Below are 17897 nucleotides of genomic sequence, written 5' to 3'. Positions count from 1 at the left end.
TCAAGCGGGCGCGTCGCCCTCTTTGCCCAGGTCCGGTCTGGAACCGCCGTCCTTGCCTTCGCGTTCGGCCTGCTCGCGCGCCTCGGTCTCGGCCAGCTGCGCCAGCGGATCGTCGAACGCGGTCGTTCCGCCGCCGATCACCGAGTCGATGAAACCGGCCGGGGAGTCCAGGTCGGCGGAATCGGGCAGGAGATCAGGGTGCGACCAGACTCGATCGCGCGCCGTCATGCCGGCGTCGGTGGTGAGCCTGCGCCACAACGCCGCCGCCTCGCGCAGCTTGCGCGGACGCAACTCCAGGCCGACCAGCGTCGCGAAGGTCTGCTCGGCGGGCCCGCCGGTGGCGCGCCGCCTGCGCAGCGTCTCGGCCAGTGCGCCCGCGCCGGGCAAGCGATCGCCGACGGCGTCGCCGACCACCACCTGCACCCAGCCCTCGATCAGCGCCAGCAGCGTTTCCAGCCGTTCCAGCGCCTGCTTCTGCTCCGGCGTGGTCTGCGGCTCGAACGTGCCCTGGGACAGGATCTCCTCGAGCTTCGCGGGATCGGCCAGCGACATCGGGTCGATGTCCTGCGCGGCCTGCTCCAGCGCGGAGAAGTCCATCCGGATACCGCGTGCGTAGTCCTCGACCGCGCCGAGCACCTGCTGACGCAGCCACGGCACGTGCGCGAACAACCGCTGGTGGGCGGCTTCGCGCGCGGCGAGGAACACCAGGATCTCGCTTTCCGGCTGTTCCAGGCCCGCACTGAACTCCGAGATCGCCGCGGGCAGCAGCGCGGCGGTGCCGGTGGGTCCCAAGGGGAGGCCGATGTCGGTGGAGGTCAGCACCTCCTTCGCGAGCTGGCCGAGCGCCTGGCCGAGTTGCGAGCCGAATGCAAGGCCGCCCATCTGGCCGAGCATGCCGACCATCGGCGCGGCGAACTGCCTGGCCTCCTCGGGCAGCGATGCTGTCCACATCCCGGAGATCTGCTCGGCCACCGGGTCGCACAGCCGTTGCCAGGTGGGCAAGGTCTGTTCGATCCAGTCGTTGGCGGTCCAGGCGACCGTCTTGGTGGCGCCCGCGGGCAGGTCGGTCGCGTTGTCCAGCCACAATTCGGCCAGATGCGCGGCGTCGGCAACCGCGCTGGCGGTGCCCGCGGTCACCGGAGTGACGGTCGAGCCGAGTTGCTGGCGAGCCAGCCGTTTGGCGACGTCGTAGTTCACCGGCCCGGCCTGCGCCGAACCCGGCTGCCCCATGCCGCTGAGCATCTGACCGAGCGAGGTCAGCATCTGCCCGAGCTGCGCCGGGTCGAATCCGCCCGCGCCGGACCCACCGAGACCGAACACGTCGTTCGGACCTGGACCGCTCGGCTCGCCGCCGCGCTTGCGTTCATCGTCGTCGTCGCGGTTCGAGAATCCGAAGGGGAGGTCACTCATAGTCCTTAATCTACGCGCGCACCACCGTGGCTCTGTGTTCGCGCGGCGCGAAACGGCGACGGCGCGCGCGGGCGAAATGACCGCCTCTCCCGCTTCGCGCCGCCCGCTGTCATTACTGTGGTCCGGGTGAATCGTCGGATCCTCACCCTGGTGGCCGCCCTGATCCCGGTGCTCGTGCTCGGTGTCGTCGGCAGTGTGCTGACCGTGCCGTTCGTCGCACTCGGTCCCGGGCCCACCTTCAACACACTCGGCCAGGTGGACGGTAAGGAGGTCGTCGACGTCCGGGGAACGGAGGTCGACCCGACCACAGGTCACCTCAACATGACCACGGTGTCGGTGCGCGACGGGCTGAGCATCTTCGAGGCGTTCGGCTTCTGGGCCAGCGGCAAGCACGGTCTGGTGCCGCGCTCGGAGGTCTACCCGCCCGGCGTGTCGCGCGAGGAGATCGACAAGTCCAACCAGCAGGACTTCAAGGATTCCGAGGGCAACGCCGAGGTCGCCGCGCTGCACTACCTGAAGTTGCCGACGGTCGTGCTGCTGCGCAAGGTCGCCGACGACGGCCCCGCGAGTGGCGTGCTGCGCGCGGGCGACGAGCTGGTCAGCATCAACGGCGCGCCGATGACCACGCCCAAGGACGTGGTCTCCGCGGTGTCGTCGCAGGCGCCCGGCACTCCGCTCACCGTGGTGTACCGGCGGGACAACGCCGAGCAGACCGCGACGATCACACTCGGCCAACGCCCTGGCGACGCCACCAAGGGCTACCTCGGCGTGACGCCGGGCGAGGGCGCTCGCCCGCCCATGCAGGTCGCGTTCAACCTCGCCGATATCGGCGGCCCGTCGGCGGGCCTGATGTTCAGCCTGGCCCTGATCGACAAGCTCAGCCCCGGCGAGCTGGACGGCGGCAAATTCGTGGCGGGCACCGGGACCATCGATCAGGAAGGCAAGGTCGGCCCGATCGGCGGCATCCAATACAAGATGATGGCCGCGCGCGAAGCGGGCGCGGAGACCTTCCTCGTCCCCGCGGCCAACTGCAACGAGGCCAGGCAGCGGACCCCCGACGGGCTCCGGCTGGTGAAGGTCGAGAACCTCACCGGCGCGGTGCAGTCGCTCAACGACATCACCGTGGGCAAGGAGCCGGTCACCTGCGGCTGAGGTGTGCACTCCAGGTCGGCAACTGTCCTGGAGTGTGCGCTTCTGCGGCCTGAGGACCCGGAGTAGCCGGACGAGCGCGCTCAGTCCAGGGTGTGGTGCAGCGCCTCGATGAGGTTCGGGGCCAGGTTCGGGTAGGTGCGCAGATCGAGGTCGCCGAAGTCGTCGGCGTCGTCCTCGGGACGCAGCTGCAGCAGGCACAGCGACGCGCCATCACGAAGCACCGCGGCGAACAGCCGCGCCTCCCGGCGCTCCGGGTGCGCCTCGGCTGCGGCGCGCGCGGCCGCGTCGGCGGCCTCGTGGTCGGCCAGCAGTGGGGCGAGGGCGTCGTCCAGCGTCGACTCCGCGTCCGGCGGGAGCACCACGATCTCCTGCACCAGCACGCACCCGCGGACAGCGGGCGGCCAGCTGGTGGTGGCCAGGAACTCGTCGAGAGCCATCGATCCGCCGGTCACGTCATCCGGGAAGGCCTCCTGGGCGACCGGCGTCAGCTCGTCGCCGGCGTCGAGCTGATCCTCCAGCTCCGGCTGCGCCGCGACCAGGTCCGCCGTCGGCACCAGCGCGAACATCTGCGGTGGACGACCCCACCCCTCGGCATCCACGAATTCCGCCACCTCTCGGACGGAACGGGCTAGGACGAGTTCGGCGTGCAGGTCTGGCGTCACGCGAACATCCAATCAAACGGGCGTTCCGGACAACCCCGTAACCCGGTCAGTGATCCATCCGGCGCGGCGAGAGCAACCCTGCCAGTTGCGCGGTGTCCGATTTCCGTAGAGTGGGGCCGAGACGGTCCCGCAAGGACCACCCGCAACATCGGACTGCGGCGCATCGGCCGGGCGTATCGGTGCGAGTGCCGCCGGACCTTGGAGAGTGGCATCGTGGGCATGCGGCCCCCCACCGGCTTACCTTCGCTGTCCCGACGCAGCCGTGTGCTGCTGGTGGCGGCCATCGTCCTAGCGGCGCTGCTGCTGCTCGGACCGCGGCTGACGGACACTTACACGAACTGGCTGTGGTTCGGCGAGGTCGGCTTCCGCGATGTGTATCTCACCGTGCTGCGCACGCGGATCCTGCTGTTCATCGGCGTGGCGGCGTTCGTCGGCGTGGTGGTATGGCTCGCGCTGCTGCTGGCCTACCGGACGCGGCCGGTATTCGTGCCGGTGGCCGGACCGAACGACCCGATCGCGCGGTACCGCACCACTGTGATGAGCAGGCTGCGACTGTTCGGCGTCGGCATCCCGGTGCTGCTCGGCCTGCTGTCCGGCTTGGTGGCGCAGTCGAATTGGGTGACGGTGCAGCTGTTCCTCAATGGCGGCTCGTTCGGCGAGAAGGACCCGGAATTCGGGCTCGACGTCGGCTTCTACGCCTTCGACCTGCCGTTCTACCGGATGATGCTGAACTGGCTTTTCGTCGCGGTGGTCATCGCGTTCTTCGCCAGCCTGGTCACCCACTACGTCTTCGGCGGCCTGCGGCTGACCGGACGCGAGGGCACGCTGACCCGCCCGGCGCGCATCCAACTCGCCGTGCTGGCCGGGCTTTTCGTGCTGCTCAAGGCGATCGCGTACTGGTTCGACCGGTACGAGTTGCTGTCCAGCAGCCGTAAGGAACCCACCTTCACCGGTGGTTCGTTCACCGACATCAACGCGGTGCTGCCCGCCAAACTCATCCTGCTGTCCATCGCGGTGATCTGCGCGCTCGCCTTCTTCGCCGGCATCGTGCTGCGCGATCTGCGCGTGCCCGCGATGGCCGCCGCGCTGCTGGTGCTGTCCTCGATCCTGGTCGGCGCGGTGTGGCCGCTGGTGGTCGAGCAGTTCTCCGTGCGTCCCAACGCCGCGGACAAAGAGAGCGAGTACATCGAACGGAACATCGCCGCGACCAGGCAGGCGTTCGGCATCACCAAGGACAAGATCGACTACAAGGATTACAAGGGCGAGAGCAGCAAGAGCCCGCTCGAGGTCCCGGTGGACGCCGTGACCATCAGCAACGCCAGGCTGCTCGACCCGAACATCCTCTCGCCCACCTTCACCCAGCTGCGCCAGCTGAAGAACTTCTACGGCTTCCCCGAGTCGCTGGACATCGACCGCTACAACCTCGACGGCGACATGCAGGACTACATCGTCGCCGCCCGTGAACTCTCGCCCGCGGCGCTGAGCGGCAACCAGACCGACTGGATCAACCGGCACACCGTGTACACCCACGGCAACGGCTTCGTCGCCGCTCCCGCCAACCGGGTGAACAAACCGCAGTCCGAGGATCCCAACGTCGCCGGCGGCAGCAGCGACAGCGGCTACCCGATCTTCATGGTCAGTGACCTGTTCACGCCTGCCGACAAGCAGCGGATCAAGGTGGACCAGCCACGCGTGTACTTCGGTGAGCTGATCTCGCAGTCCGACTCGGATTACGCGATCGTCGGCGCGATGGACGGCCAGCGTCCGCGCGAATACGACTCCGACGTCGCGCAGTACACCTACACCGGCAAGGGCGGTGTGCCGATCGGCAACTGGATCAACCGACTCGCTTTCGCGGCCAAGTACGCCGAGCGCAACATCCTGTTCTCCTCGGCCATCGGCGACGAATCCAAGATCATCTACAACCGCAGCCCGCGTGAGCGGGTGCAGAAGGTCGCGCCGTGGCTGACCCCCGACGGCAACGCCTACCCGGCCGTGGTCGGTGGACGCATCGTCTGGATCGTCGACGCCTACACCACCCTGGACAACTACCCCTACGCGCAGACCACCTCACTGGAGGGCGCGCTCGAGGACAGCATCGACAAGAAGACCGGCCGTCTGCTGCCGCGCAAGTCGGTGAGCTACATCCGTAACTCGGTCAAGGCCACGGTCGACGCCTATGACGGCAGCGTCACGTTGTACGAGGTCGATTCGTCGGACCCGGTGCTGAAGGCGTGGCGCGGGGTGTTCCCCGGTGCGGTGAAGCCAGAGAGCGAGATCTCGCCGGAGCTGCGGGCGCACTTCCGCTATCCGGAGGACTTGTTCAAGGTGCAGCGCGAGATGCTGACCAAGTACCACGTGGACGACCCGCGCGAGTTCTTCACCAACAACGCCTTCTGGTCGGTCCCGGCCGATCCCACCACCGAGGGTGGGACGACTGCGAGCCAGCCGCCCTACTACGTGCTGCTGGGTGATGCGAAAACGAATAAGCCCACGTTCAATTTGACCAGCGCCATGGTGGGCTACAACCGGCAGTTCCTGTCGGCCTATATCTCCGTGCGGTCGGATCCGGACGGATACGGGAAATTCACGATTCTGCGATTGCCAACGGACACACAAACTTTGGGTCCGCAGCAGACGCAGAACCGAATGACGACGGCGCCGGAGGTATCCCGCGAGAAAACGCTGCTGTCCAATTCGAACAAGATCAAATATGGCAATCTGCTGACCTTGCCGGTCGCCGATGGCGGCATCCTCTATGTGGAGCCGTTCTACAACGAGCGCAACACCGGTCCGAACACCGCGACCTTCCCGCAGCTGCTGCGCGTACTGGTGAGCTACCGCGACGAGGCGGGCAGCGTGAAGGTGGGCTATGCGTCCACACTGGCCGAGGCGTTGAACCAGGTCATCCCCGGTGCGGGCGCGCTGGCGACGCCGTTCGGCGGTGACTCCGGCACCAGGCCGAAGCCCGGCACCGTTCCGCCGCCGGTCGAGCAGGGTAACAACGGGACGAACGCCGGAACCCCGGCCCCCGGTTCCGTGCCGCAGCCCGCGACCGGGTCGTCCTCCGCGAAGGACGCGGCCGCTGCCGAGCTGAACCGGAAGATCGAGAATGTGCGAAATGCCATGCGCAGCGGAAACTTCCAGGACTTCGGCCGGGCGCTCGACGAATTGGAAGCCGCGGTCAAGGCCTATCAGGACGCGGGCCGGTAGGACGCCGCTGAAGTAGGGCAGAAACGAAGGACGCCGCCATCATCGCGATGGCGGCGTCCTTCGTGTGGCGCCGGAATGATCCGGCGCAGGTGGCGTCAGCGACCGAAGGAGTCGATCAGGTTGCCGTGCTGGTCCAGGATCTGCTGGAACTGGCCCTCGAGGCCGTACCGCCTGGCCAGCTCATTCGCGGCGGACTTGGCCTGGTCGACCACCGTCTGGCTCTCGCTCGGGGCGGGCACGGCGGGCTGGGCGGGTGCGGCGGGCACCGCGGGCACCGCGGGGATGGGCTCCGGCTGGACGGCGGGCTCCGGCTCGGAGGTGCCGGAGCGCAGGTACTTGCCGCAGGTCGGCCAGGCGCCGGCACCCTGAGTGGCGAGCACGTTCTCCGCGACGCGGATCTGCTCGTCCTTGCTCGCGTTGTGCGCGTAGCCCTGACCACCGTTGGCGGCCCAGGTGCTCTGCGAGAACTGCAGGCCACCGTAGTAGCCGTTACCGGTGTTGATCCCCCAGTTGCCACCGCTCTCGCACTGCGCGACACCGTCCCAGTCGTGGGTCGGCGCGGCGGAGGCCGAGGCGGTGGAGATTGCGAACGGGACGGCAACAAGGGCGCCGGTGATGGCGGCGAAGCCGAGGGCGCGGGTGCTGAACTTCCGGTTCTCAGTCATGGTCGATTCCCTCCCTGCGCCCGCCGGCACGGCGATCCAGCTCGCTGCCGTGTCCCTGTCCCCAGGTCGTCGGGGATCCTCGAACCGCGGGACAGGGTTACCGGTGTTCGGCGGTTCGAGTTCGAGCCCGTCACGGTTGATCAGGGCCGTGGACTGAAGGTAACGAAGAAATCTCAGCGGATCACATCTCGATAACGCCGGAATTGCATGAAGCGAATAACCCGAATATCGCCGTTTTGGCAGGTTAGAAACATCCTGACACGCAGATAGTGCCCAGAGTTATCGCATCGTTATGTGTTGGATATCACCGAGAAATGGTGATATGTGTCACGTTTGAAAGCGGGATGTCGGGTCTCGTGGCGTCCAGGCGCGCTACGCGCCGGGGTGTCGCCGCCCTCGGATCGCGGACTCTGACATTTGTCGCCCCGGTGCGGCGTCGCGCCTCGGTAAACATTGCGAAAGTGCCGCTGAGCTGGCGATTTGCAGTCCTTGCGAACTCATGTGTAATGTTGTGTTCACCGACGCGGGGTGGAGCAGCTCGGTAGCTCGCTGGGCTCATAACCCAGAGGTCGCAGGTTCAAATCCTGTCCCCGCTACAAACGGCTCAGGCCGGAGAGATTCCGATCTCTCCGGCCTGAGCCATTTTCGACCCCTGGATCGCTACCCCCTCCGTCCAGCGCACCCCCATGAGCATGGATGAGCGCCTTCATCGCGCAGGACTAAGCGAATCGATGCTCGGTGACCGATGTGCTCAGGACCGTGCCGTTGAGCTCCAGGTACAGCAGGCGCTCGGTCACAGACATGGTGATCGTGTTGCGGCGTTCGATCGCGGCGACGGCGGAACCGACGAAGTCACTGTCGAAGCTGTAGAGCGGGATCCCTTCGGCGCGATGGATCCGCTTGCCGTCGAGGTGCGCCAGCACCTTGACAGGGTCGCGATGGGTGTAGATGGCAACCCGGTCCGCCAGTTTGGCGGCTCGGTGCACGCGTTCGGCGTCGGGCGCGCCGACGTCGACCCATGCGGTGAGGCGCCCGGTGCGATCGCGCACCAGCACCGCGGGCTCGTCGGTGGACGACACGCCGCCGTCGCTGAAAGCGATGCCCTCCTCGTACTCGAGGCAGTACGCCAGCAGTCGCGTCACCATGAACTCGGCGGTTTCGGACGGATGCCGCGCTACCCGCAACGCCAGCTCCTGATAGACGTCACGATCGACGTCGGCCAGGTGAACGGCGAAGTTGTGCAGTGTCGCGTTGAGGGCCATAGCAGCAGGTTACGCAGATCCCCCAGTCCGACTGCACGCGGAACGGGCGTGATGCACATCGGCGCTCGGCTGTCACAACAGATGCTCCGGGATTCGCGCCGCCGGCTGGTTTCCCCTGCCGGTCCGGCGTCGAATATCCGTGCGATCACGGGGGATCAACCTCCGGTGTGGGCAGCCGACCGAGGTGACCGTCACGGTTTGTGTCCGATACCTGCCCAATACCAAGCGCTGTCGGCCTTGCTGACGGCGGTGGGCCGGTCGGTGAGTTCGGGGCGCCAGGTGGCGACGGGGACGAGTCCGGGGTCGACGAGGGTGGTGCCGGTGAACAGGGTGGCGGTGTCGGTGTGGCTGCGCGGGTGGAATGCGATTCCGGAGGCTTCCGCGGCGGCGGTCACGGCGGCCATGGCAGCGGCGTCGAAGTCGGCGGTGGGGTGGCTGATGACGAGGTGGCTGCCGGAGGGGACGGCGTCGAGGAGCGCGCCGATGATGTTCTCGGGGTGGTCGCTGTCGCGGAAGTACATCATGATCGCGACGAGCATGATGGCGACGGGTTTGGTCAGATCGAGGGTGTCCGCGAGCGCGGGGTGCTCGAGGATGGAGCGGGGATCGTGCAGGTCGGCGTGAATGAAGCGGGTGCGGCCCTGCGGGGTGCTGGTCATGAGCGCACGCGCGTGGGCGAGCACGATCGGGTCTTTGTCGACGTAGACGATGCGAGCGGCGGGGTCGAGGTGCTGGGCGACCTCATGGGTGTTGCCCGCGGTGGGGATGCCGGTGCCGATGTCGAGGAACTGCGTGATTCCGGCTTCGCCGACCAGGTAGCGGACCGCACGGGTGAGGAAGGCCCGGTTTGCCCTGGCCATGGTCTTGATGGTGGGGATGTGTTCGGCGATGGCGTCGCCGAGGGCCCGGTCGGCGGGATAGTTGTCCTTGCCGCCGAGCCAGTAATCGTAGACGCGGGCCTCGTGGGCGACGGTGATGTCGATCTCGGTCGGCGGCTGTGTGCTGATGTAGTTGTCGGACATGCGCTGGGTACTGCCTCTGCCGTTGCTGTTATGCGATGGGGAAGTGAGGGGTTCGGAGCGCGTCGATGAGCTCGGTGGTCTGTTCCGGTGGTGTGGCGCACACGCACAGTCGATCCCAGATCGCGTTGTGGTGGTCGAGGTCGCCGGGTTTGTCGAGGAACTGGGTGCCGGTGGCGTGCGGGAGGTGGATGAGGTCGCTGAGTTCGGGTGCGTCGAAACGAAGGAGGGTGAAGGGGGTTTCGCTGATCGCGGGACCGCCGACGTGGTCGGGCAGCACCTGCACGGTGATGTTGGGGCGCGCCGCCAGGCCGGCGAGGTGGTCCAGTTGCGCATCCCAGACCTCGGGTCCGCCGATCGGGCGGCGCAACGCCGCTGCCTCCAGGACCAACCACACCCTGGGCGGGTCGGAGCGGGTGAGCAGGCGCTGTCGCCGCATCAGCAGCTCGACGCGTCGCTGGATGTCGGCTGCCGGTTCGCGATGGGCGATGGCGAAGACCGTGTGCGCGTAGGACGGTGTGCGCACCAGGTCCGGCACCAACCCCGGCGCGTAGCAGCGGATCATGGTGGCGGCGTCCTCGAGCGCCAGATACGTGTCCAGCCGCAGCGACGTCAGATCCGCGTCGGCCTGCCAGCGCCCCACGGCATTGGCTCGCCGGGCCAGTTGCAGGTACTCGGCCCGGACGTCGGCATCGTGCACGCCGTAGCGGGTCAGCAGGTCATCGATGTCCCTCGTGCGGAAGCCCACCCGGCCGGACTCCAGGCGGCTGATCTTGGAGTGAGAGGCTCGTATTGCCCGGCCCGCGGCTTCCCCGCTGATCCCGGCCGCCTCGCGTAACCGCCGCAGTCGTGCCCCGAGTACCCGGCGCAGCAGTGCCGGATCCTCTTCCGGATCATCTCCGGTAGCTGTCGTTTCGGCGGCGACCCGGTCCCCGATCACTGCCACTCCCCTCAGTCGGCATGTGTATGCGATTGTGCCACAATCCATTACAGTGCAGTCCGCTGGAGCGGTTTACGCGTGTCGCGCGACTCGTGCACGGAGGAGCGGATCGCTGCTCGGGGAGCCGCCGTTGTCACCGGGGTGGCAGACCCGATGGTCGTCACCGAGTAGCTCTTGGTGTTGCGGTCAGCGATGGCGGGAGGCTGCGCGTCTCGAGGCCGGTGCGAGCCCGAGGGCCGGAGCCGGATGCGTCCGAAATTTTTCCGAGCGGACCTCTTGACTGGAGGGAAATAGTGGACGAAAATAGGAAGTTACACCGGAACACCGGATAGTGTCACATTGTTGACGGAGACGTCTGTTGACAATGAAGATACCGATCCAAGATCCGGCTAGGCCCCCGGCAAGCCAGTCGAAAATCGGAGACTCAGCGACGACTGAGACCCACGAATTCGATGGAGACTACCGGGGACTGATCTTTTTGGGGGTCTTTTCGCGGGGGAGCGCGGCTCGGGAATCGAGCCGGAGTGGTCGGCCGATTCGGGCCACCTCAACGGAGTACCGGTGGTTGACTACCCGTGTGCCGGCTGTCTCGGCCGCACCTCAGCAACCCATGTCAGGAGGCACCGCAATGCCCACTCATGACGGAAGCTGGCCGCAGGGAACGCCGTGCTGGGTCGACTGCCAGGTCGACGACCCCGCGCGCGCCCGCGATTTCTACGGCGAACTCTTCGGCTGGGAGATCCAAGACAGTCCGCCCGAGGCGGGCGGATATCTCATGGCGATGCGCAACGGCCGCCCGGCCGCGGGCATCGGGCCCAAGCCGGAGGGCATGCCGATGCCCTCCGTGTGGACCACGTACCTAGCCGCCGACAACGCCGACGGCATCGCCGAAAAGGTCAGCGCGGCGGGCGGTGCGCTGATGATGGCGCCATTCGACGTTCTCGACGTCGGCAGGATGTTCGTCGGCGCCGATCCCACCGGCGCGGTATTCGGGGTGTGGGAGTCCAAGGCCCACAGCGGCGCGGGCATCTACAACGAGCACGGTGCCTATTGCTGGAACGAGCTGCACACCAGCGACTACAAGCAAGCCCAGGAGTTCTACGCCAACGTCTTCGGCTGGCACTACACCGAAATCGGCGACGGCCAGAACTTCATCTACTCCACTTTCAGCCGGGCGCCGGGCGCCGACCCCCTCGGCGGCGTCAACGACTCGACCAAGATGCCCGGCGACAATCCGTCCTACTGGCTGGCCTGGTTCCAGGTGGACAACGCCGACGCCGCGCTGGACAAGGCCCGCGATCTCGGCTCGACGATCATGTCCGGGCCCGACGACAGCCCCTTCGGCCGCATGGGCATCGTGCAGGGCCCGCAGGGCGAGGTCTTCGGCATCATCGATCCCAGCACCACGGTCGGCGAACCACCCACCGGCGCCTGATGCTCGACGGCGGGGTGGTGGAGCCACCCCGCCATTCGGTGCGCATCGCTCCGCTCAGTCCGTGCGGGGCGATCCCATGGAGACCAAGCCGTGCTGGTGGGCGTAGACGACCGCGTGGATGCGGTCGCGGACGCCGAGTTTCGCCAGGATGCGCGAGACGTGCGTCTTCACCGTTTCTTCGCCGACACCGAGCACCGCGGCGATCTCGGCGTTGCTGCGCGCGTCGGCGAGCAGCAGCAGCACCTCCAGCTCGCGAGCGGTGAGCTGGCGCACTTCCGGTGGTGTGTGCGGCGGCGCGAGACTGCTCGCGAAGCGGGATACCAGACGGCGGGTCATCGAGGGATCGATCAGCGCGTCGCCGCGCGCCGCGATGCGGATGGCGGCGACCAGTTCTTCCGGCGGCAGGCTTTTGAGCAGGAAGCCGCTCGCGCCGGCCTGCAATGCGCGATACAGATTGGCGTCGCTGTCGTAGGTGGTGAGCACCAGCACGTAGGTGCCGCCCGCGGCGACGATCGCGGCGGTGGCGGCCAGCCCGTCCAGCTTCGGCATGCGGACGTCGAGGATCGCGACATCCGGTCGCAGGCGGGCGGTCTCGGCGATCGCGGCTCGCCCGTCGCTCACCTCGGCTACGCAGTCCAGATCGTCCTGGCTGTCGACGACGGCGCGCAGACCGGAGCGGAACATACTGTGGTCGTCGGCGATCAGGACGCGGATGGGCGTGTTCACGGTCCTCCGATCGGCATGGTGACCGTGGTGTGCCAGTGGTCGGCAGCACGGCCGTAGTGCAGTTCGCCGTCGAACAGCTCCGCGCGACGGCGGATGCCATGGAGACCACGGGGGACCGAGGTGTCGGCGGCGGCAGGCACCTGTGGGAGGGGATTGGTCGCTCGCAGCACCACCCGCTTCGGCAGATACTCCACTTCCAGCCGCGCCCGTGTTCCGTCGCCGTGCCGCAGCGCGTTGGTCAGCATTTCCTGCACGATGCGATACATCGTGAGGTTCAGCGACTCCGGGAGGTCGACGGGGGTGCCACGTACGCTCACCTCGACCTCCAGCCCGGCTTCGCGCACATGCTCGATCAGCCCGTCGATATCGGCGAGTCCCGGCTGGCGCTGTCCCTCGTCCTCGCGTCCGTGCAGGAGATCGAGCTGGCGGCGCAGGTCGGTCATCGCCGCCCTGCTGCTGGACTCGACGGCCGCCAGCGATCGCGCGGCGGCCGTGTTCGCCGCGTTGCCCAGCGCCAGCCGCGCCGCGCCCGCGTGGATGCCGATCGCGCTGACGTGATGGGAGATCACGTCGTGCAGGTCTCGTGCGATCGCGGCCCGCTCTTCGGTCACGGCGCGCTCCAGTGCGGCCCGGTGCTCCTGGTGGCGCAGCCGGGCATGCTGCTCGAGGTCGGCGATGTAGGCGCCGCGCGCGGCCGTGTAGCGGCCGACGAGCCACGGTACGCATCCGGCGGCCACGGTGGAGGCGAGCAGCAGCCGCCAGTCGTGTGCCGCGGCGGTGTCGGTGAACAGATGGGCCGAGGCGACACCGCAGCACAGCACAAGCATGGTCAGTGCGGATTTCGGACCGGCGAGCCAGGCCCCCGCGCGATATCCGGCGACCAGGAATCCCACGTCGGCGAACCGCACCGGAAACCCGTACCGGTACAGCAGCCCGACGGCGAGCAATCGCACCAGCACCTGCGCCACGGCCACCACACCGGCCGTTCGAGGCGGCGCTGCCAGGGCCAGGTCGGCGGCGACGACCACAGCCATGGCAGCGGCGGTCTGCCACGGGGCTACGGCGAACACGCCGGACAGTCCGAGCACCACCGCGTCGACGAGCGCGGCGACCACGGCGACCACCAGCGACTGGCGGGCCAGCGATCGGCTCACGTCCAACAGTTCGCCACCGCCTCCGTCTGTAGATCCGTCGAGTTTCGCGGGCGATCCTAGCGAGCGAGCCGGCCTGTTCCGCGTATGCCGAGTGTCCAGGGTGCCCGCGATCCGGATTGCTCGCGTCCCCCGCGCGGGGGACGCGGAATCCCTCGTCGGCGCGATGTTCGTGCAGGCGGTGGCCCGTAGCGTCGAGTCCGACGGCAGACGGTGAAGGAGAACTCATGGGCCGTGTGGAGTTGTTCATCTGGGCCATCCCGGCGTTCGCGGTGCTGATGTTCGTGGAGTGGATCGCCTACCGCCGCGATCCCGACCGACCGGACAGCAGCGGCTCGGCCCGCGACACCGCCTCCAACGTGGTGACGTTCACGCTGAGCAGACTGGCGAAACCGGTGCTGCAACATGTGTTGCCGTTCTCGGCCGTGGTCGCCGCAGCGGCGGTCACCCCGCTGCACCTGTCGCCGCGATCGTGGTGGGTCTGGGCGCTCGGCCTGGTCGTGACGGACTTCTGCTACTACTGGGCGCACCGCGCCGACCATCGGGTGCGCCTGCTGTGGACCGCGCACAGCGTGCATCACTCCAGCGAGTACTTCAATCTCTCCACCGCGATCCGGCTGCCCTGGCTGCACCCGGTGGCAAGCACCCTGCGCGGGGTGGCCTGGGTGCCCGCGGCTCTGCTCGGGTTTCCGGCCTGGATGATCTTCCTATTGCAGAGCATCGGCCTGCTCTACCAGTTCCCGATCCACACCCAGCGCGTCAAGACGCTGCCGCGGCCGATCGAGTTCCTGTTCAATACTCCGGCGCATCATCGCGTCCACCACGGCTCGAACCAGCCCTACATCGACAAGAACTACGGCGGTGTCTTCATCGTATGGGACCGCATGTTCGGCAGCTTCGCCGCCGAAACCGAACCCATCCGCTACGGCCTCACCAAGAACATCGGCACCGACAATCCGCTGAAGGTCAACTACCACGAGCTGGCCGGACTGGTCCGTGACGTGCGCGGCGCCGCCACGTGGCGCGGACGGCTCGGGTACGTCTTCGGCCCGCCCGGTTGGACCGAGGACTCGGCATCGGATCGCGTCGAGATTCCGGATCGAGCCGACGACCGTGCTCCAGCCGCGCAGCTGACCTCCTGATCGCATCGAGCGGCTGCCTGTCGTACGTGAGCTGTGCGGTGGCAGCACCGCACAGCTCAGACGGCGGCGAGATGGAACCGGAGGGTTGCTATGCGATTGCTACTGGTCGCGAACTGCACCACCGCGACTCCGGCTGCATCGCCGAGCCGAACGCTGGCCGTCACCGTGCGTCCTGCGGCGATCACCTTGCTCCAGTGCATATTTCGCGCCCGATTGGTGAATTCCTCCACCGAGACCGGTGTCCCGACGGGCAACTCGATGTCTGCCCGGGTGCCGAGCACTTCGCGGACCCGGCGCAGGTCGGTACTGGCCGCGGCGGCGAAAACTCGCGTCGTGGCGCGCTTTCCGCCGCGGCCGACGCCGCCGAACGCCCGCATCAGCCCGAGCATTCCACCGAGGCCCTGATTGACGATCAACTGCGGACCGAGCTTCAGAGCGGCGGCGATGCCGGGCCATCCGGTACGCAGCAGCTGCCAGATCATGCCCGCCAACTCCCAGTGCGCGGCCAGGTGGGCGATCTTCCAGACGCCATCCCGCTCGACCAGCCGATAGCGCAGGTGCATCGGGACGAAGACGGTGGCGCCGGTCGACATCGTGGTCTCGATGGTCAGATCCCGCAGTACGTTCGGCGGGTGCACCAGGTCGCGATCGACGCGGAAGGTGATGGTGTTCGGACCGATGAAGGTGTCGTAGAAGCCTTCGATGGCGGCGCGGCCGATATGGGGGCGCGAACCGACCGGGTCGTTGATCTCGGCATCCTCGGTGAACAGCGCCACCCAGGCCGGCTTGTCGTGCGCCGCGACCGCACGCGGTGATGCCTCGACGGTCGTCAGCAGCGCCGCGACCGAGGGATCCAGCGGCATGGCGGTACCTCCAGTGGCGTTGGCCGGAACTCGCCCCATGGTAGAACAGGTTCTATTCAGTCGCCGGACTCGCGGGCCGCTGCCCACAGAATCGGGCGAATCGGATATAGACCGCGTATTACGGTTTGGAAAGATTTCGACACAGCAAACGATTAGCAAACACTGCGTCCGGTTGGTTTCGAACTACAGTCGCGGTATGGGCATCGAGTATGCGAGTGTCATCGATCTCCCTCGGTCCGAGGTGTTCGCTTGGCACGCCCGCCCCGGCGCGCTCACCCGGCTGGCCCCGCCCTGGCAGCCGGTGTCGCCGCGTGCCGAATCGGGTTCGCTGTCCGACGGCCAGGCGGTACTCGGCCTGCCTGGCGGACTGCGCTGGGTAGCCCGGCACGACCCCGAGGAATACGACCCTCCGCACCGGTTCGTCGACGCGGTAACCGTCGACGGAATCGGCTCACTTCCGGCGGGGCTGTTGCCTTGGCGGCATACCCACGATTTCGAGGTCGTCGACGAGCGGCACACCCGCGTGGTGGATCAGGTGGACGCGCCGGTGCCCGCCACGGTGCTGCGCCCCATGTTCGCCTACCGGCATCGTCAGCTCGCCGACGACCTGGCGGCGCATGCGCGGGCGACGCGGGCGGGATTCGTGTCCGAGACCATCGCGGTGACCGGGTCGTCCGGGCTGGTCGGGTCGGCGCTGACCGCCTTCCTGACCACCGGAGGGCATCGCGTGGTGCGGCTGGTCCGCCACCCGCCGCGTGCAGCGGACGAAAGACAATGGGACCCAGCCGACCCCGCACCGAATCTGCTCGATGGTGTAGACGCCGTGGTGCACCTGGCCGGCGCATCGATCGCCGGGCGGTTCACCGACCGGCACAAACGTGCCGTCGCCGACAGCCGGATCGGGCCGACCCGCAAACTGGCCGAGGTCGCGGCGCGGGCGGCGGTGCCGGTCTTCGTCAGCGCCTCGGCGATCGGCTATTACGGCTCCAACCGGGGCGACGAGACGCTGACCGAGCGCGCGGTGCGCGGTGACGGCTTTCTCGCCGGCTTGGTGGAGCAGTGGGAAGCCGCCTCGGCTCCCGCCGCGGAATCGGGTGTCCGGGTGGTGCGCGTGCGCACCGGGATCGTGCAGTCTCCGCGCGGCGGCACACTGCGGTTGCTACGGCCGCTGTTCACCGCGGGCCTGGGCGGACCGATCGGGGGCGGTCGACAGTGGCTGTCGTGGATCGGGATCGACGACCTGATCGACATCTATTACCGCGCGTTATGGGATACCACTCTGTCCGGTCCGGTCAATGCCGTTGCGCCGCAACCCGTTCGCAATGCCGAATACACCAAAGTGCTGGCTGGGGTGTTGCACCGTCCCGCGCTTGTTCCGGTGCCCCGGTGCGGACCCGCACTGCTGCTCGGCCGCGAAGGCAACCGGGAGCTGGCGTCCGCGAGTCAGCGTGTCGTTCCAAGCCGATTGGTGCAGGCCGGTCATCAATTTCGCACGCCTGCGCTGGAACCGGCGTTGCGTCATCTACTGGGCAGGTACGCGGCCTGAGCGACAAAGCGCACCGGTATGCATCGAATATGAATCATTCTATCGCTAGTGTGGCAGGGAGGATCGGTACCGGCCCGGGCTGGTGCCGGCCGCACGGAGCCCGACCGGGCGGCCGCGGTCAGGCGAATCGATCGACGGCGTCAAGGAGGTCGTCCACCCGCTCGACGTTCTCCGGCAGGAAGACCGCCTCCCACCCTGGCCCGCCGACGTGCACCTGGGCGCCCGCGTCCAGGCAGGCGCGCACCGCCGAGGTCAACGCGGTGGACTCCTGCTGCGACCACAACAGCACGGCAGCGGGGCGGTCGAACCGGGCCAGGGCGTCGGAGAGTGCGGCGGTCGGTACGTCGGCGCCGAGCATGTGCGCTGCGCTACCGCGCTCGGCGAGGGCCGCGCGCAGCACCTCCAGCGGAAGAGAATGCGACTCGCCGCTGGTGCAGGCCAGCACTACCGGCGTCGGACCGGTCGGCGCGGGTGGCGGATTCGTGCGGTGCAGCACCGAGATGACGCACCAGGACAGCAGATGCTCGACATCGATGCATCCCTCGCCGCCGAGCTGGCGATCGATGATGTCGGCAAAAGCGGGACGGCACAGCAGATTCCAGGTGTCCACCACGCCGAACGCGCGCACGTGCGCCTCGAGTCGATCGGATACCGACCTGGCGTCCAGCGCGAACGCCGCGGCCAGCAGCGGCGCGCGCTCGCCGAGCGCAG

The 17897-nt window shown here is 67.8% G+C and carries 15 protein-coding genes and 1 tRNA gene; 6 read left to right on the top strand and 10 right to left on the bottom strand.

Features of this window, described 5'->3' with window-relative positions; translation table 11 throughout:
* Entirely contained in the window at positions 1 to 1410 is a 1410-nt protein-coding gene (locus NA4_RS28110; RefSeq protein WP_067476558.1) for a zinc-dependent metalloprotease, read from the bottom strand.
* Between the two features lie 126 nt (positions 1411 to 1536).
* Here NA4_RS28110 and NA4_RS28105 point away from each other — a divergent pair, with 126 nt between their 5' ends.
* Positions 1537 to 2562, top strand: a complete 1026-nt coding sequence (locus NA4_RS28105) for a YlbL family protein (RefSeq protein ID WP_218022439.1) — start codon at positions 1537 to 1539, stop codon at positions 2560 to 2562.
* An 80-nt stretch (positions 2563 to 2642) separates the two neighbouring features.
* Here NA4_RS28105 and NA4_RS28100 read toward each other — a convergent pair whose 3' ends face one another.
* Positions 2643 to 3224 carry a PPA1309 family protein gene (locus tag NA4_RS28100; RefSeq protein ID WP_067476552.1) on the bottom strand — a complete coding sequence of 194 codons (582 nt, stop codon included), beginning with the start codon at positions 3222 to 3224 and terminating at the stop codon, positions 2643 to 2645.
* A gap of 213 nt (positions 3225 to 3437) precedes the next feature.
* Between NA4_RS28100 and NA4_RS28095 the strand changes: the two genes are divergently transcribed.
* Complete coding sequence (locus tag NA4_RS28095; protein WP_067476548.1) at positions 3438 to 6437, top strand: UPF0182 family protein; 3000 nt, start codon at positions 3438 to 3440, stop codon at positions 6435 to 6437.
* A 95-nt stretch (positions 6438 to 6532) separates the two neighbouring features.
* Here the strand turns inward: NA4_RS28095 and NA4_RS28090 are convergent, their stop codons facing one another.
* Positions 6533 to 7102: a transglycosylase family protein gene (locus tag NA4_RS28090; RefSeq protein WP_067476545.1), complete on the bottom strand. Its 570-nt coding sequence runs from the start codon at positions 7100 to 7102 to the stop codon at positions 6533 to 6535.
* Between the two features lie 522 nt (positions 7103 to 7624).
* Here NA4_RS28090 and NA4_RS28085 point away from each other — a divergent pair.
* Positions 7625 to 7698: transfer RNA gene (locus NA4_RS28085), tRNA-Met, on the top strand.
* Positions 7699 to 7821: 123 nt separating this feature from the next.
* On the opposite strand, the gene NA4_RS28080 is transcribed toward NA4_RS28085, so the two are convergent.
* The 3 genes from NA4_RS28080 to NA4_RS28070 all read right to left on the bottom strand — a co-directional run bounded on the left by NA4_RS28080 (position 7822) and on the right by NA4_RS28070 (position 10323).
* Positions 7822 to 8364, bottom strand: a complete 543-nt coding sequence (locus NA4_RS28080; protein WP_067476542.1) for a YaeQ family protein — start codon at positions 8362 to 8364, stop codon at positions 7822 to 7824.
* 191 nt (positions 8365 to 8555) lie between these two features.
* Positions 8556 to 9386, bottom strand: a complete 831-nt coding sequence (locus NA4_RS28075) for an SAM-dependent methyltransferase (protein WP_067476538.1) — start codon at positions 9384 to 9386, stop codon at positions 8556 to 8558.
* Between the two features lie 28 nt (positions 9387 to 9414).
* Positions 9415 to 10323: a helix-turn-helix domain-containing protein gene (locus NA4_RS28070; protein ID WP_245671624.1), complete on the bottom strand. Its 909-nt coding sequence runs from the start codon at positions 10321 to 10323 to the stop codon at positions 9415 to 9417.
* A gap of 628 nt (positions 10324 to 10951) precedes the next feature.
* Here NA4_RS28070 and NA4_RS28065 point away from each other — a divergent pair.
* Complete coding sequence (locus NA4_RS28065; RefSeq protein WP_067476535.1) at positions 10952 to 11758, top strand: VOC family protein; 807 nt, start codon at positions 10952 to 10954, stop codon at positions 11756 to 11758.
* 54 nt (positions 11759 to 11812) lie between these two features.
* Here NA4_RS28065 and NA4_RS28060 read toward each other — a convergent pair whose 3' ends face one another.
* On the bottom strand, positions 11813 to 12484 hold the full coding sequence (locus tag NA4_RS28060) for a response regulator (RefSeq protein WP_084497501.1): 672 nt from the start codon (positions 12482 to 12484) through the stop codon (positions 11813 to 11815).
* Positions 12481 to 13638, bottom strand: a complete 1158-nt coding sequence (locus NA4_RS28055) for a sensor histidine kinase (protein ID WP_169811136.1) — start codon at positions 13636 to 13638, stop codon at positions 12481 to 12483. The genes NA4_RS28060 and NA4_RS28055 overlap by 4 nt, the downstream gene beginning before the upstream one ends.
* Before the next feature lie 224 nt (positions 13639 to 13862).
* Here NA4_RS28055 and NA4_RS28050 point away from each other — a divergent pair, with 224 nt between their 5' ends.
* Positions 13863 to 14777, top strand: a complete 915-nt coding sequence (locus tag NA4_RS28050; protein WP_067476530.1) for a sterol desaturase family protein — start codon at positions 13863 to 13865, stop codon at positions 14775 to 14777.
* A 56-nt stretch (positions 14778 to 14833) separates the two neighbouring features.
* Here the strand turns inward: NA4_RS28050 and NA4_RS28045 are convergent, their stop codons facing one another.
* Positions 14834 to 15640 (bottom strand): nuclear transport factor 2 family protein, encoded by an 807-nt coding sequence (locus NA4_RS28045; protein ID WP_067476528.1) that lies wholly within the window; start codon positions 15638 to 15640, stop codon positions 14834 to 14836.
* 196 nt (positions 15641 to 15836) lie between these two features.
* Here NA4_RS28045 and NA4_RS28040 point away from each other — a divergent pair, with 196 nt between their 5' ends.
* Positions 15837 to 17186: a TIGR01777 family oxidoreductase gene (locus NA4_RS28040; protein WP_067476526.1), complete on the top strand. Its 1350-nt coding sequence runs from the start codon at positions 15837 to 15839 to the stop codon at positions 17184 to 17186.
* A gap of 118 nt (positions 17187 to 17304) precedes the next feature.
* On the opposite strand, the gene NA4_RS41635 is transcribed toward NA4_RS28040, so the two are convergent.
* Positions 17305 to 17897 (bottom strand): transcriptional regulator (locus NA4_RS41635; RefSeq protein ID WP_067476524.1); only part of this gene is annotated, 593 nt, incomplete at its 5' end.

The sequence above is a fragment of the Nocardia amamiensis NBRC 102102 genome (assembly GCF_001612745.1).
Classification (GTDB): Bacteria; Actinomycetota; Actinomycetes; order Mycobacteriales; family Mycobacteriaceae; genus Nocardia; species Nocardia amamiensis.
This window is presented reverse-complemented; position numbering and strand designations above follow the sequence as displayed.